The sequence below is a fragment of the Phenylobacterium sp. genome, from assembly GCF_035944335.1.
Taxonomy (GTDB): Bacteria; Pseudomonadota; Alphaproteobacteria; order Caulobacterales; family Caulobacteraceae; genus Phenylobacterium.
In genome coordinates this window covers 1-12,355 of record NZ_DASZBG010000112.1, presented here as the reverse complement: position 1 = coordinate 12,355, position 12,355 = coordinate 1, and the positions used below count along the sequence as shown (strand labels likewise).

The following is a 12,355-nucleotide window of genomic DNA, read 5'->3' as shown; positions in this document are numbered from 1 at the left end:
GGGCGACACCTTCCACCTGGTCTCCAACGAGATGGTCCAGATGCACGGCGGCATCGGCATGACCGACGCCCACGACGCGGGCTTCTACCTGAAGCGCGCCCGGGCGGCCGAGGCGGCGTTCGGCAACCAGGCGTTCCACCGCGATCGCTACGCGCGGATCCAGGGGTATTGATCTGATGGGTTTCGGCTGGGGCGCGTGAGCGCTCCGGCCGGGGATGGTGGGGAAGCCCCTTCGGCGCAGGGATGTGCCGGAGGGGTTTTTCGTTGGGGCCTCATTGAACTGACTGGGCTGCAGCGATATATTGCAATCGGTCCATCGTCTCGGGTTTGGAGATGGCCCGGTTTTCGCGACCGGGGACCTTATAGTAATTTGATAGACTAAGTGGTCGTCCCGACTTGAAGACACAGTAAGCGGGACAAGAGGTGACAATCCGGAGTAATGGAGACTCCGAGGTTGCTGCGAGAGATCGCACCTGTAGTGCCGACGACGGTAGTGCTGCGCAACCCCGCAGCCGCTCTCAGAGCGGAAACCGTTCACCACCGGCTACGAGCCAGGAAGCCTGCCACTCGTCGCTAACAGAATGCGTGTCCGAGGACATGCGTCGTGGCGGTGTGGCATGGCTAAGAAGAAGACGCACGCGGACGAGGCCGATTTCTCACCAGAGACCTTGCTGAAGCTCGGTCTCCCAGGCGCCATGTGCGAAATCCGCGGGCTCAAGCCCGCGGTTGTTCTCGCCTGTTGGGCGGCCGCGGCCCTCCTCTACTTCTCAATCGCACTTGCCCTCTCTCTGACCGCACAGTCATCGCTCTCCTACGCCTGGCAAATGGTCAGGGTCCTGGCGAAGGTGAGGTGAGGTGAGGTGAGGTGAGGAGCAGGGACCCCAAGATCCCGCCGGCCGAGCGTGCTCCGGCGACTAGGCTCGTAAAGGATGGCGTCTGCGCCGCCACCGCTGCGCGGCGCAGCTGCGGCCCGTGGTTGACGCGCCCGGACGCCGGAGCTGTCATCTTGGCATGGACTTAAGGGCGGGTGGGGCGCGTGGCCGTAGGCAACTCCGAAGTCGACGTCGAGAACCTGAAAGGCGCTATCGCGCTCGGTCAGCAGGTCCTGAAGTCTCTTGAGCTGGCCAACGGAGGCGCGGTGGTCGCAATCCTCACCTTCTATGGCAATCTCGCGAAGACTTCTCAGCCCGCGGCCATCGACCGCGCGTGGATCGGGCGAGCGCTTATTGTGTTCGCGGTCGGCCTTGCTTTAGCGCTAGGCGCAGCGGCCTGCGCCTATTTGGGCCAGGTCACCGTCGCTACGGCAGAGCCGGACGGTCCATTGTCTCTCGCCGAGCGGAACGCATACATCGCACCCAAGCATCGGCTTTCGAATCGCTTGCTCAAGGCCGCTGTCGTCGTCGCGCTGGCGAGCCTCCTGGCCTTCGTTCTCGGGGCAGCATTCTCGGCCGTCGCGTTTGCCTAAACCCGTAGCGGCGCCCTCCCTTCCAGACCGTCATAGCCGGGCTTGTCCCGGCCATCCATGACCACCGCCTCTGGGGATCGTCCTGCGAGTCCTGCGATCATGGGTCCCGGGACAAGCCCGGGGATGACGGGTCGGGGTGGGACGTGATGGACTAGCGCTTGGTGGGCGGTTGCGGCGGCGCCGGCGCCGGGTCACGGACACAGATTCCCGGCCTCATGGCCGTGCCTTGGCAACGCCAACCCGGACCGAAGCCGTTGGCCCCTTGGGGGTTGCTCCAGACCCCGTGCGCCGTACGCCACATGCCCAGGGCGAGCAGAGCGATGACGACCACGGCGATGACGACGAAGCCGACATAAGGCCCAGGCCCGCTGGGAGACTTCGGCTGCGGCGTCAGCATATCGGCGCTCCTTAGGGCCGCGGTGCGACCCCTCATCCGTCAGCCTAAGGCTGACACCTTCTCCCGCAAGGGGAGAAGGGCGCGGGTTGCGTCCGGGTTTGACGCAGCGGGGTGGCAGGGTGGCGAAATGCCCCGGCCCCCGATCTCCACTGAAAATCCCTGGGTCCCGCCGCGCGACCGCACCCCGCCGCCGATGGATCATCTGCCGGGGCATAAGGAGAGCGCCTTCACCGTCGAGATGGGCGAGCTGATCCTGGAGCGGATCGCGGCCGGCGAGACGGTGAAGCAGGTGACCGCCGATCCGGCGATGCCGGCCTACGCCACGGTCTATCGCTGGACCCATGTGATCCCGGAGTTCGGCGAGGCGTGGGTGCGGCTGCGGGCGCGGATTTGCGCCGATCGCATCTGGCTCGATCAGCAGCGCGCGGTGGCGAAGGCCTGGATGGCGGCGCATCGGGGGAAGCTGGCCGGGAAGCCGGAGGAGCCCTGGAAGACGGGAAAGGCGAGCACCTACACGCCGGCGTGGGGCGCGGCGGTGTGCGCGGCGATCGCCGAGGGCGCCTCGCTGAGCGAGGTGGTGCGCACGTCGGGGATGCCGGGGAGCAAGGCGGTGTACAATTGGCTGCGGCGGTTTCCGGAGTTCCGGCTCGCCTATGTGGAGGCCTGCGGCTGTCGCGAATTCCTGCTGCACGAGATGGCCATCGAGGTGGCGACGACGCGAGGGTGGGTCGACCTGGCCGGCGCCAAGCGCGAGGTGGCGAAGCTCGACGAGCGCGTGGGCCGGACCGCACCGAAGAAGTACCGGGCGCTGCCGCCGGAGGATGTGGCGCTGAAGGTGGGCGGTTGAGGGGTTGTGCGTCGGCAGGGCCCCCTCCACCGCTTCGCGGTCCCCCTCACCCGTCTGCCTGACGGGTGAGGTTTAGCGGGCGTTGGCGCCGTTGCTGGCGGTGGCGGCGCCGAGGCGGGGCTTGGTTGGCGACGGCGCCTCGTCGTCGCGGCCGGCGCGGATGAGCTGGGTGCACTCCTCGGGGGCGACGGCGATGAGGTGGGGTTCGCCCCGGGTCTCGGCGCCCAGGAAGCACCAGTAGGCGCGGCCGCGGTCGTGGGCCGCGGCGTCGAGGTCGAAGGCGGAATATTGCGAGGCGGTGCGGGCGCCGAGCACGGCGGCGAGGCCATGGGAGCCGGGGCTGAGCGGCTGGGCGATGCGGGTGCGGACCGGCAGGTCCATGTGGGCGCCGTCGACCACCAGGGTCAGGGGATGGGCCGCGACATTGACGAAATAGAGCCAGCCGTCGGCGTCGGCCGCGGAGGCGGCGGCTCCGTAGGCGGCGAAGCCCGAGATCATGGCCAGCCCGACACCCGCCAACCCGGCGCGCAGGATCCTGTGCATGTCGTCGCCCCCCCGGCCGACTCTCTTTGGATAACACTGTCGTCCAAATGTGAGACGCCGCAAGCGCTATCGCGCCTCAGGGGTATTTTGGGCGGCGCCCGCCATGCGTGTGGGGTCGCCCTCCCCCGCCGCCGTTCGTGACGGGGGAGGCGCGTGGCCGCCGCTTACTGCGGGCTTGTGCTGGTGGTGGTGCTGGTCGTGGTCGTGGCGGTGTGGTGATGCTTGTGCTTGCGGTGATGCACGGTGGCGCCCGACTTCTCGCTCACCTTGCCCGCCACCGCGCCGACGCCCGCGCCGACCACGGCGCCCACCGGGCCGCCGACCACCGCGCCGGTGACGCCGCCCACCGCCGCACCCTTTTCGGTGCTGGAGGGGGGCGCCGCAAAGGCGGCGGAGGCCACGAGGGCCACGCCGGCGATGACGCCGGCCGCGATATGGATGGTCTTCATTGTCCGTCTCCCAATGTCTTCCCACCCGACGGCCGGGACGGTAGATCGCAGGCGGGGCGGCGCGCAAGAGGCTGTGCAGTGGGCCCTTGGAGGAGCCGGCGACATGCTGAAGGCGATGGCCCTGGTGGCGGGACTGTTGGGCGGGGCGCTGGCGGCGGCGACCGCGGCGGGGAACGCGGCCGCGGCGGCGGCCCACGTGCTGCCGGGGATCAGCTACGAGGTGCTGGCCTCGGGCCCGGCGGACGGCGTGCAACCGACGCGGGCCGACCAGGTGATGATGCGCTATGTGGGGCGGCTGGCGGACGGGGAGGTGTTCTCGACCTCGCCGCACGACGGGGCCGATCCCATGGCCTTCAAGCTGCGCGAGGTGATCCCCGGGATGAGCGCGGCCCTGCAGCTGATGCGGCCGGGCGACAGGTGGAGAATCAGAATGCCCAGCTACCTGGCCTACGGCCGCCTCGGCCGGACCACCGTGCCCACCCAGGCCAAGCGCGGCATCCCGCCCGACGCCACCCTGGTGTTCGACGTGGACCTGGTCAGCGTGGCGCCGGCTCAGCCTTAGCCTGGCGCTGCACCAGCCCGGCGACGGTCTCGTAGTAGGCCACGGCGGTCACCTCGAGCTGCTTGCCGACCAGGGACAGGCCCTGCCAGGCGCGGGCGGTATAGAAGAGGTCGCCGCCGCTGCGCTCGATCCAGCCGGCCTCGACCAGTTCGGTGACCTTGCGGCGCACGGTTTCCTTGGGCGCGCCGAGGCTGTCGGCGATGGATTGGATGTTGATCCCCAGGCTCGGGAACACCGGCATCTCGCCCGAGTGCAGCAGTTCCTGGGTGTAGTTGGCGAAGTCCTTGTGGGCGGTGGTGCGGATGGCGATCACCACCATGATCAGGAACTTGTCCATGTCGCCGCCGCAGGCCTCGCGGCTGAGGCTGAGCAGGTTCAGGAGCGGGCCGATCAGGTCCGGAGCGATGGCCACATAGTTGTCGGCCACCAGCGCCAGCAGTTTCTCGCGGGAGAGCATGGACTTCAGGTCTCGGCCTTCGGGTCGGGTCGGGCATGGAAGAGTCGACTATCCGACATTGCGCTGTCCTTCCAAATCCAAATAGGCATTCGTGGGGCGCTGCGCAGGGACGGCGGCATCGTGGGGACCCATTCTGGGGCGACCGGCGGCCGCCGCCCTCGATTGACATACCGGGGGTCTTGAGCGCGCAGTAGCGCGGTCTCCCCCGACGAAGCGAGCGCTCCCATGGCCAAGTTCAACGACATCCTCGGCACCGTCGGGAACACCCCGGTGGTGCGGATCAACCGCCTCGCGCCCAAGGGCGTGAACCTCTTCGTCAAGGTGGAGGCCTTCAACCCGCTGGGCTCGGTGAAGGACCGCCTGGCGCTGGGGGTCATCGAGGCGGCGGAGAAATCCGGCGCGCTGAAGCCCGGCCAGACGGTGATCGAGGCGACCAGCGGCAACACCGGCATCGGCCTGGCCATGGTCTGCGCGGCCAAGGGCTATCCGCTGGTGATCACCATGGCCGACAGCTTCTCGGTGGAGCGGCGCAAGCTGATGCGCTTCCTGGGCGCCAAGGTGATCCTCACCCCGGCGGCGATGCGGGCCACGGGCATGCTGAAGATGGCCGTCGACCTGGCGGAGCGGAACGGCTGGTTCCTGGCCCGGCAGTTCGAGAACGAAGCCAATCCGGACATGCACTCCAGGACCACGGCCCAGGAGATCCTGGCCGACTTCGAGGGCGACGCGCTGGACTACTGGGTGACCGGCTACGGCACCGGCGGCACGCTGAAGGGCGTCGCGCGCGTGCTGAGGAAGGAACGCCCGGAGACCAAGATCATCGTCTGCGAGCCGGCCGACGCGCCGCTGCTGGAGAGCGGCCAGCCGCAGGCGCGCAATCCCGACGGCACGCCCTCGGCCGGCCACCCGGCCTGGAAGCCGCACCCGATGCAGGGCTGGACGCCGGACTTCATCCCCAAGCTGACCGGCGATGCGGTGGAGGCCCACCTGTTCGACCAGGTGCTGCCGATCCCCGGGCCCGAGGCGATCCGGCTCAGCCAGGCGCTGGCGAAGCAGGAAGGCATCTTCGTCGGCATCACCGCCGGGGCGACGCTGGCCGGCGCGCTGCAGATCGCCGCGACCGCCAAGCCGGGGACGACGATCCTGGCCATGCTGCCCGACACCGGCGAGCGCTATCTGTCGACGCCGCTGTTCGCCGACGTGCCGGCCGAGATGACCGAGGAGGAGCTGGCGATCGCCAGGTCGAGCCCGATCTTCGCCCCGCCGCAGCCGCAGCCGGCGTAGGTTGGCGCTAGCGGCCTTCCTGCCAGACGTCGAGGGGCTGATGCTCCTCCTTGCGGACCAGGATCGTATAGGCGACCGCGAAGACCACGATCCCCACCACGGCCGCGCCGAGGAAGCCGGCGCCGGTGGCGAACCACAGGGTCAGGAACGAGATCCCCGCCGCCAGCAGGGTCATCGACCAGCGGATCAGGATGTTGAACGCCTTGTAGGTGCGCTCGTGGGTGACGAGGGCGGGATCGCTGCTGTCGGGGTTGAACTGAGCGTTGGTGGCCATACGAACTCCTCCGCGAGATGAACCGACAACTGGGGTGTCGTTGATCCCACGATAGGCATGATATCGCCGTTGCGGGAAGCGGGGCGGACCCGACAGAACAAAGCTGCGCTTCAGCCGTTAGGACTGCATGGCGAACGAAGACCCGATCGGCGAGCTGGCGGCAGGCCGCAACCAGGCCTCCCCATGGGCGGTGGCGGCTTTCCTGGCCTCCTGCGCCTTCACGGCGGGGGCCTTGCTGTTGCTGGTCCTGAGCTGGCGCTAGCCGGTTCCGGGCCCATCCCAGCACGCATCCGTACGCAATTCCGCTCGTCCCGGCGAAGGCCGGGATCCAGATGGAATGGCTCAGTCGCGGATTCTATGGGTCCGGAGCCGATCCAGCCCGCCATCCAGTCTTGAGATCTGGGTCCCGGCCTTCGCCGGGATGAGCGGTTGCCCGGCTAGTGCACGAGCACGCGCGGCGCGATGGGCGCCGGCGCGGGCGTTTCGGCGGCGACCGCGCCGTGGAAGCGGCCCACGAAGCGGAAGCCCTCCCAGAGCTCGCAGCCATTGGGGAAGCCGCCGGCGATGGCATGGCGGATGGCTTGCGGATCGTTGTCGAAATCGCGCGAGACGGCGTCGAGCAACCGGCCGTCGGCGCTGAAGGCGAAGAGCTGATAGTGGCGCATGGCGTTTTCGTCTCACGTCCGAAATCGACGTTACGCCTTGTGGACAACTCCGACCAAGGGCCGGCAGGGCACAGTTTCGTGAGCCCGGTCGCGGCCCGGGCGGCTAGCCCACGGCGACGATGGGCGCGCCCTCGCCTTGCGCCTCGGCGGCGGCCGCCGCGGCGGCGACCATGGCCAGGTTCCGCTCATGGGTCTGCTGGTCGATCCGGTAGAGCAGCCAGGTGAGGATGGAAGCCAGCGACAGGACGAAGGTGGAGGGCAGGTAGACCCACATCAGGTTGCGCACCGCCTCCGGGCTGACTGCAGCCGTGGCCCGGGCCGGGAAATGCACCGCCGCCAGGATCACGCCGGGCAGCACGGCGGCAAAGCCCGCGGTGACCTTCACGATGAAGCTGTTGGCGGCCATCAAGAGGCCCTCGGAGCGGGCGCCGGTCTTGACCTGGGCGTCCTCGGTGATGTCGGCGATCATCGAGGTGACGACGATATAGGCGGCGTTGGTCAGCACCCCGTGGATGAAGCGCACGGCGATCAGGCTCGGCATGTAGGCCGGCTGGCCCTTGTCCGGGAAGGCCCCCAGCATGTGCAGCAGGATCGGGCCCTGCAGGAAGATGAGGCTCAGCAGGAAGAAGCCGACGCAGGCGTATTTCTTGCCGAAGCGGCGCGAGACCGCGCCGGCGACCCAGGCGCCGGGCAGGACCGAGACCAGGTTGGCGAGGCTGAGGATGCCGACGCCGCTGGCCGCCAGGCGCCAGAAGAAGGTGTCCACGTAGAGCTGCAGGCCGAGATAGAGGCCGTAGGAGAGGCCGCCGATCAGGGAGGCGGTGAGGGCGACGCCCAGGTTCCAGTTCTTCAGGGTGGCCAGCACCTCCTTGAAGATGGCGCCGAAGCTCGCCTGGCGCGCGGCCGGCTGATGAAGGGTCTTGATGCGGTCGTGGGTGCCGAGCGCCGAGATCACGATCGAGCCGACCATCATGATCGTGGCGGTGATGGTCAGCGGCCCCCACGCGGCGGGATTGAGCTGGCCCTGCGGATACTGGGCGGTCGGGCGGAAGAAGACGAAGTAGCCGCTCATGGTGGCGACCGCGCCGCCGAGCGTGAAGAAGATCCAGCGGTAGCCCAGGAGGCCGGTGCGCTGGTGGTATTCGGGGACCAGTTCCGGCGCGAGCGCCTGGCTGGGCACCTCGTAGAGGCTGATGACCAGGCGCGCGGCGAGCACGAAGACGAACAGCCAGACGGCCTTCTGCTCGACGCTGAAGGCGGCCGGCGGCCGCCACAGCGCCAGCATGGTGAGCGCGACCGGGATGGCCGAGGCGTACATCAGCGGATGGCGCCGGCCCCACGGCGTGCGCAGCCGGTCGGAGAACTGGCCGAGGATCGGATCCCACACCGCATCGATGACCAGGGTGACCGCCAGCGCCAGGCTGACCAGTCCGGCCGGCACGCCGACCACCTGATTGTAGAAGAACAGCAGCAGCGACAGGACGTAGACGTGGACGCCGAACGAGATCGAGCCGAAGCCGTAGAGGAACTTGGTGCGGAAGCTCAGGCGCTGCGGCGCCGCGGCGGTCTGGGCGTTCAAGGGCTGTTTCCTCAGGCGTTCGTTCGTCGAGGGCTCTGGCCCGGGTCACCCGCGCCGGCCCTCGTACCGCGTCTTCGAGACGCTATGACGGGTGCAAACCGGGGGGGAGTCAAATTAAGCTCACGACAGGGACGCCGCCCGAGGCGGCGGCGGGCCACAGAACGGTCGCAGTCGCCGCCCAGCCTGCCGAGGCCATATTGAACCCGCCCGAGACCCGCAAAAGACACCCGTGACCGACGCCGACGATCCCAACCCCTACGCCCGGCCCTCGGCCTATCCGCGGATGCCGCAGACGCCGACCCGCGTCGGCCCGAGCCCGGCCGCCAGCCCGCCGCCCAGGCCGCCATCCTGGCCGCCGGCCTCGACGACGGGCATCCTCTCGGGATCGGCGGTGCCGATGGCGCGGCCGGCGGGCGTGACGCGCGCGGCCTTGTCGACCCCGCCGGCGGCGACGCCCGGGCCGGAACCGGCCGCCGCGCCGCAGGCCGCCGCCCCGCCGGCTCCCGAGGCCACCCCCGCGCCGCGCCCGGCGGTCGTCGTTTCGCCGCTGGTCGTGGAGGGCGGACCGCGCCGCGAGGCCCGCAAGCCGCGGACCGCGACGAGCTGGGTTCCGGCGGTCGCCGCCCTGACGGTGGCCGCCGCGGGCGTGGCGGTGCTGCTGGTGGTGAGCAGCCGCCCGGCCGTCGCGCCGGTCGCGCCGATCATAGCCGCGCCGCCGGCGGGCGCGACACCTGCCGCGCCCGCGCCGCTCCGCGCGGCGCAGCCGGCGCCGAGCCCGCCACCGGTGCTCGGCCCGAGCCCCGAGCCCGCGCCACGACCGCGTCTCGCCGCCCGCCGGACGACGGTCGCCCCACAAGCGGCCCCGCCCCCGACGCAGCCCGCGGCGCAAGCTGCGCCGCCGCCCGTCACGACCCCAACGCCCGCGCCCGCGCCGGTCATCGTGGCGCCGACACCCGAGCCGGCCGGTCCGCCGCCGCGGGCCGCGCCGCCGCCGCCCACCGATCCCAACGCGCCGATCGCCACCCACGCGCCCGGATAGCCGGCGGCTGACGACCTTCTGACCGGCCCGTTCAAGCGCGGTTCACGGCCCGGGCGTTTAGCTCGGAGGTTCGGGGTCAGAAGGAAGGAAATCCATGAGACATCTGTTGTACGCCGCCTTGGCGCTCAGCGCGGCCGCCGCGCCGATCGCCGCCGCGGCCCAGCCCTATGACCAGGGCCGAGACCACGAGCAGCGCTCCGACGACCGGGGCGACCACCGCGAGGATCGCCGCGACGACCGTCGGGACGACCGGCGCGATGATCGGCGTGACGAACGCCGCGACGACCGCCACTATGACCGCAACCGCGCCGAAAGCTGGCGCGACCGCGCCGAGTGGCGCGGCTTCCAGGGCGCCCGCCCGGGCTACTGGTACGCGCCGGGCTATGGCTACCAGCACTTCAATCCGGCGTGGCGCAGCGCCTGGCGGCGCGGCGGCTATGTGCCGGTCCCCTACCGCCACTACTATGTGCAGGACTGGGGCTACTACGGCCTGCGTCCGCCGCCCCCCGGCTATCGCTGGGTCTATGCGGACGGCAATTTCGTGCTGATGGCGGTGGCCACCGGCCTGATCGCCGACATCATCCTGCACGGCTACTGACCGAGGCCCCAGGTCCGATCTGCGAAGCCCCTCCGGTTCGCGCCGGAGGGGTCTTCATTTCAGGTTCAACCCCATCTCCTTGCCCTGGGACCAGCCGAGCTTGGCGTAGAGCGGGCGGCCCTTTTCCGTGGCGTGCAGGGCGAGGTAGTCGAGGCCGCGGCGGCGGCCCTCGTCGGCGGCCATGGCCATCAGGGCTGTGGCGACGCCCCGGCCGCGATGCTCCGGCTCCACGAAGACGTTGAGGATATAGCCGCGCCTGTCCTGAGCCGGATGGTTGGGGTGCGGCGCCCAGTCGATGACCTGCATGCCGAGGCCGCCGATGGGCCGGCCCTGCGCCTGCGCGATCCAGCCGAAATAGACGCCCGAGGCGAGCCGCGGGGCGAGCCAGTCGCGGAAGGGCTGGGCCATCGCAGCCAGCACCTGCGCCGGGCGGCCGGAGTCGGTGAACATCTCACGGCGATGGCGGCAGATGAGGTCGAGGTCGCCGGGGGCCACTTCGCGATATTGGTACATGCCCCACCCACTCCGCTCGTCCCGGCGAAGGCCGGGATCCCAGATCCCGATCTCAGATGTGCATGGATGGCCGCTGGGCAAAATGGACCCCGCTCACGGCGCGCCATCTGGGTCCCGGCCTTCGCCGGGATGAGCGGTCTCGCTGCAGACCCTTGACATGCCGGCGTTCGCTCATATTGTATGAGTGTATGCATACAATCACCCAACAGCTGCTGGACGCCCTGCACATCGAGGCCACCGGGGTCCCGATCTATGTGCAGCTGCGCGAGCAGATGCTGGGGGCGATGGGCGCGGGCTTCCTGAAGCCGGGCGACCAGATGCCGACCATGCGCCAGGTGGCCGTGGCGCTGCGGGTCGACCTCAACACGGTTCGTCACGCCTACGACGACCTGGAGAAGCTGGGCGCCGTGCGGCTGGAGCGCGGGCGCGGGACCTTCGTGGCCGACCCGCCCGCCCCGGCCCACCCCGATGCACAGGCGCTGGCCGCCGACAAGCTGGCCCGCCAGACGCTCGCCCAGGCCAAGGCCGCGGGCGTGACCACGGATTTGCTTTTGCAACGGATCGCGGCGCTCGCCGCGCTGAAGGAGGACTTGAGATGAACGGCTTCGTGGGGGACTTCCGGCCGAGGGGAATCAATGCGACCGCCGCCTTGCTGGCGGTGATCGCCTTCGCGCTCGGCGCGCTTTGCTTCGCCAAGGGCGCGACGGACGGAGACCTGATCTTCCTGTGGCTCGGCGGGGCGTTGCTGCTGCTGGGCGTGCTGATCCCGGCCTCGCTGAAGATGGCCAACCAGTGGGAGCGCGCCGTCATCCTGCGGTTCGGCAAGCTGCAGAAGATCGCCGGGCCGGGCATGTTCCTGATCGTGCCGGTGATCGACCAGGTGCAGAGCTGGCTCGACCAGCGCATCCAGACCACCGAGTTCAACGCCGAACAGGCGCTCTCCAAGGACACCGTGCCGGTCGACGTGGACGCGGTGATCTTCTGGCAGATCCACGATCCCGAACGCGCGGCGCTGGAGATCACCGACTACCGCTCGGCGATCAGCCGCGTGGCCCAGACCTCGCTGCGCGAGATGGTCGGCTCGAGCCTGCTCTCCACCTTGCTGGCTGACCGCAAGAGCGGCGACGAGGTGCTGAAGAACGAGATCGGCCGCAAGACCGCCGAGTGGGGGGTGACCGCCATCTCGGTGGAGATCCGCGACATCTCCGTGCCCGCCGCCCTGCAGGACGCCATGAGCCGCGAGGCCCAGGCGCAGCGCGAAGCCGCCGCCCGGGTCCACCTGGGCCAGGCCGAACAGCAGGTGGCGATCAAGTTCGTCGAGGCCGCGGAGATCTACGCCCGCAGCCCCGCGGCCCTGCAGCTGCGCGCCATGAACATCATCTACGAGACCACCAAGGAGCGCGGCGCGACCATCCTGATGCCCACGGCCATGGTCGACGCCATGAACCCCGGCGGGATGCTGGCCCTGGCCGGCTTCGGGGTGAGCCAGGACGGCGGCGGCAGGCCGCCCGCGGCCGCGCCCGCGGCGGCGCCGACCACGGCCGTGCCGGCCACCCGGCGGCGGCGGCGTCCAGTGATCGACGCCGGAACGCCGTCATGAGCGCGCGGCTCTCCCGCTGGCTGATCGCGCTGGCCATCGCCAGCCTGGCCATGGGCCTGGTGCTGGCCCACGCGGCCTACGCC

General features: G+C 70.0%; 18 protein-coding genes. 11 read left to right on the top strand and 7 right to left on the bottom strand.

What is annotated here, in order from left to right; all coding sequences use genetic code 11:
• The 4 genes from VGT80_RS17440 to VGT80_RS17425 all read left to right on the top strand — a co-directional run.
• Nucleotides 1-172: acyl-CoA dehydrogenase family protein (locus VGT80_RS17440; RefSeq protein WP_327457930.1), on the top strand; the 172-nt coding region annotated here is incomplete at its 5' end.
• 445 nt (nucleotides 173-617) lie between these two features.
• Nucleotides 618-854 (top strand): hypothetical protein, encoded by a 237-nt coding sequence (locus tag VGT80_RS17435; protein ID WP_327457929.1) that lies wholly within the window; start codon nucleotides 618-620, stop codon nucleotides 852-854.
• A gap of 182 nt (nucleotides 855-1,036) precedes the next feature.
• Nucleotides 1,037-1,465 (top strand): hypothetical protein, encoded by a 429-nt coding sequence (locus tag VGT80_RS17430; RefSeq protein ID WP_327457928.1) that lies wholly within the window; start codon nucleotides 1,037-1,039, stop codon nucleotides 1,463-1,465.
• Nucleotides 1,466-1,989: 524 nt separating this feature from the next.
• Nucleotides 1,990-2,709: a hypothetical protein gene (locus VGT80_RS17425; RefSeq protein ID WP_327457927.1), complete on the top strand. Its 720-nt coding sequence runs from the start codon at nucleotides 1,990-1,992 to the stop codon at nucleotides 2,707-2,709.
• 72 nt (nucleotides 2,710-2,781) lie between these two features.
• On the opposite strand, the gene VGT80_RS17420 is transcribed toward VGT80_RS17425, so the two are convergent.
• Nucleotides 2,782-3,252 (bottom strand): hypothetical protein, encoded by a 471-nt coding sequence (locus VGT80_RS17420; RefSeq protein ID WP_327457926.1) that lies wholly within the window; start codon nucleotides 3,250-3,252, stop codon nucleotides 2,782-2,784.
• A gap of 164 nt (nucleotides 3,253-3,416) precedes the next feature.
• Entirely contained in the window at nucleotides 3,417-3,701 is a 285-nt protein-coding gene (locus VGT80_RS17415; protein ID WP_327457925.1) for a hypothetical protein, read from the bottom strand.
• A 103-nt stretch (nucleotides 3,702-3,804) separates the two neighbouring features.
• Between VGT80_RS17415 and VGT80_RS17410 the strand changes: the two genes are divergently transcribed.
• Nucleotides 3,805-4,263: an FKBP-type peptidyl-prolyl cis-trans isomerase gene (locus VGT80_RS17410; protein WP_327457924.1), complete on the top strand. Its 459-nt coding sequence runs from the start codon at nucleotides 3,805-3,807 to the stop codon at nucleotides 4,261-4,263.
• On the opposite strand, the gene VGT80_RS17405 is transcribed toward VGT80_RS17410, so the two are convergent.
• Nucleotides 4,238-4,720, bottom strand: coding sequence for a hypothetical protein (locus tag VGT80_RS17405; protein WP_327457923.1), 483 nt, complete (start codon nucleotides 4,718-4,720; stop codon nucleotides 4,238-4,240). The two genes, VGT80_RS17410 and VGT80_RS17405, sit on opposite strands and share 26 nt — an antisense overlap.
• Before the next feature lie 225 nt (nucleotides 4,721-4,945).
• Between VGT80_RS17405 and cysK the strand changes: the two genes are divergently transcribed.
• The gene (gene cysK, locus VGT80_RS17400; RefSeq protein WP_327457922.1) at nucleotides 4,946-6,004 is read left to right on the top strand and encodes a cysteine synthase A; all 1,059 of its coding nucleotides are present in this window, start codon (nucleotides 4,946-4,948) and stop codon (nucleotides 6,002-6,004) included.
• Between the two features lie 7 nt (nucleotides 6,005-6,011).
• On the opposite strand, the gene VGT80_RS17395 is transcribed toward cysK, so the two are convergent.
• Nucleotides 6,012-6,278 (bottom strand): hypothetical protein, encoded by a 267-nt coding sequence (locus VGT80_RS17395; protein ID WP_327457921.1) that lies wholly within the window; start codon nucleotides 6,276-6,278, stop codon nucleotides 6,012-6,014.
• A 127-nt stretch (nucleotides 6,279-6,405) separates the two neighbouring features.
• On the opposite strand from VGT80_RS17395, the gene VGT80_RS17390 reads away from it, so the two are divergent.
• Entirely contained in the window at nucleotides 6,406-6,540 is a 135-nt protein-coding gene (locus VGT80_RS17390) for a hypothetical protein (RefSeq protein WP_327457920.1), read from the top strand.
• 175 nt (nucleotides 6,541-6,715) lie between these two features.
• Here the strand turns inward: VGT80_RS17390 and VGT80_RS17385 are convergent, their stop codons facing one another.
• Nucleotides 6,716-6,943 carry a hypothetical protein gene (locus VGT80_RS17385; protein WP_327457919.1) on the bottom strand — a complete coding sequence of 76 codons (228 nt, stop codon included), beginning with the start codon at nucleotides 6,941-6,943 and terminating at the stop codon, nucleotides 6,716-6,718.
• Nucleotides 6,944-7,046: 103 nt separating this feature from the next.
• Complete coding sequence (locus tag VGT80_RS17380) at nucleotides 7,047-8,522, bottom strand: MFS transporter (protein ID WP_327457918.1); 1,476 nt, start codon at nucleotides 8,520-8,522, stop codon at nucleotides 7,047-7,049.
• 229 nt (nucleotides 8,523-8,751) lie between these two features.
• Here VGT80_RS17380 and VGT80_RS17375 point away from each other — a divergent pair, with 229 nt between their 5' ends.
• Nucleotides 8,752-9,561, top strand: a complete 810-nt coding sequence (locus VGT80_RS17375; protein WP_327457917.1) for a hypothetical protein — start codon at nucleotides 8,752-8,754, stop codon at nucleotides 9,559-9,561.
• A 94-nt stretch (nucleotides 9,562-9,655) separates the two neighbouring features.
• Complete coding sequence (locus VGT80_RS17370; protein WP_327457916.1) at nucleotides 9,656-10,159, top strand: RcnB family protein; 504 nt, start codon at nucleotides 9,656-9,658, stop codon at nucleotides 10,157-10,159.
• A 54-nt stretch (nucleotides 10,160-10,213) separates the two neighbouring features.
• Here the strand turns inward: VGT80_RS17370 and VGT80_RS17365 are convergent, their stop codons facing one another.
• Nucleotides 10,214-10,672 (bottom strand): GNAT family N-acetyltransferase, encoded by a 459-nt coding sequence (locus tag VGT80_RS17365; RefSeq protein ID WP_327457915.1) that lies wholly within the window; start codon nucleotides 10,670-10,672, stop codon nucleotides 10,214-10,216.
• Between the two features lie 188 nt (nucleotides 10,673-10,860).
• On the opposite strand from VGT80_RS17365, the gene VGT80_RS17360 reads away from it, so the two are divergent.
• Nucleotides 10,861-11,271 carry a GntR family transcriptional regulator gene (locus VGT80_RS17360; protein WP_327457914.1) on the top strand — a complete coding sequence of 137 codons (411 nt, stop codon included), beginning with the start codon at nucleotides 10,861-10,863 and terminating at the stop codon, nucleotides 11,269-11,271.
• On the top strand, nucleotides 11,268-12,272 hold the full coding sequence (locus VGT80_RS17355) for an SPFH domain-containing protein (RefSeq protein WP_327457913.1): 1,005 nt from the start codon (nucleotides 11,268-11,270) through the stop codon (nucleotides 12,270-12,272). Before VGT80_RS17360 ends, VGT80_RS17355 begins: the two co-directional genes overlap by 4 nt.
• Nucleotides 12,273-12,355 lie beyond the last annotated feature (83 nt).

Bases quoted from the DNA above. Each gene is read 5' to 3' on its own strand.
- VGT80_RS17435 (WP_327457929.1), top strand. From the start codon at position 618: ATGGCTAAGAAGAAGACGCACGCGGACGAGGCCGATTTCTCACCAGAG.
- VGT80_RS17425 (WP_327457927.1), top strand. From the start codon at position 1,990: ATGCCCCGGCCCCCGATCTCCACTGAAAATCCCTGGGTCCCGCCGCGC.
- VGT80_RS17420 (WP_327457926.1), bottom strand. From the start codon at position 3,252: ATGCACAGGATCCTGCGCGCCGGGTTGGCGGGTGTCGGGCTGGCCATG.
- VGT80_RS17415 (WP_327457925.1), bottom strand. From the start codon at position 3,701: ATGAAGACCATCCATATCGCGGCCGGCGTCATCGCCGGCGTGGCCCTC.
- VGT80_RS17410 (WP_327457924.1), top strand. From the start codon at position 3,805: ATGCTGAAGGCGATGGCCCTGGTGGCGGGACTGTTGGGCGGGGCGCTG.
- VGT80_RS17405 (WP_327457923.1), bottom strand. From the start codon at position 4,720: ATGCTCTCCCGCGAGAAACTGCTGGCGCTGGTGGCCGACAACTATGTG.
- cysK (WP_327457922.1), top strand. From the start codon at position 4,946: ATGGCCAAGTTCAACGACATCCTCGGCACCGTCGGGAACACCCCGGTG.
- VGT80_RS17395 (WP_327457921.1), bottom strand. From the start codon at position 6,278: ATGGCCACCAACGCTCAGTTCAACCCCGACAGCAGCGATCCCGCCCTC.
- VGT80_RS17390 (WP_327457920.1), top strand. From the start codon at position 6,406: ATGGCGAACGAAGACCCGATCGGCGAGCTGGCGGCAGGCCGCAACCAG.
- VGT80_RS17385 (WP_327457919.1), bottom strand. From the start codon at position 6,943: ATGCGCCACTATCAGCTCTTCGCCTTCAGCGCCGACGGCCGGTTGCTC.
- VGT80_RS17370 (WP_327457916.1), top strand. From the start codon at position 9,656: ATGAGACATCTGTTGTACGCCGCCTTGGCGCTCAGCGCGGCCGCCGCG.
- VGT80_RS17365 (WP_327457915.1), bottom strand. From the start codon at position 10,672: ATGTACCAATATCGCGAAGTGGCCCCCGGCGACCTCGACCTCATCTGC.
- VGT80_RS17360 (WP_327457914.1), top strand. From the start codon at position 10,861: ATGCATACAATCACCCAACAGCTGCTGGACGCCCTGCACATCGAGGCC.
- VGT80_RS17355 (WP_327457913.1), top strand. From the start codon at position 11,268: ATGAACGGCTTCGTGGGGGACTTCCGGCCGAGGGGAATCAATGCGACC.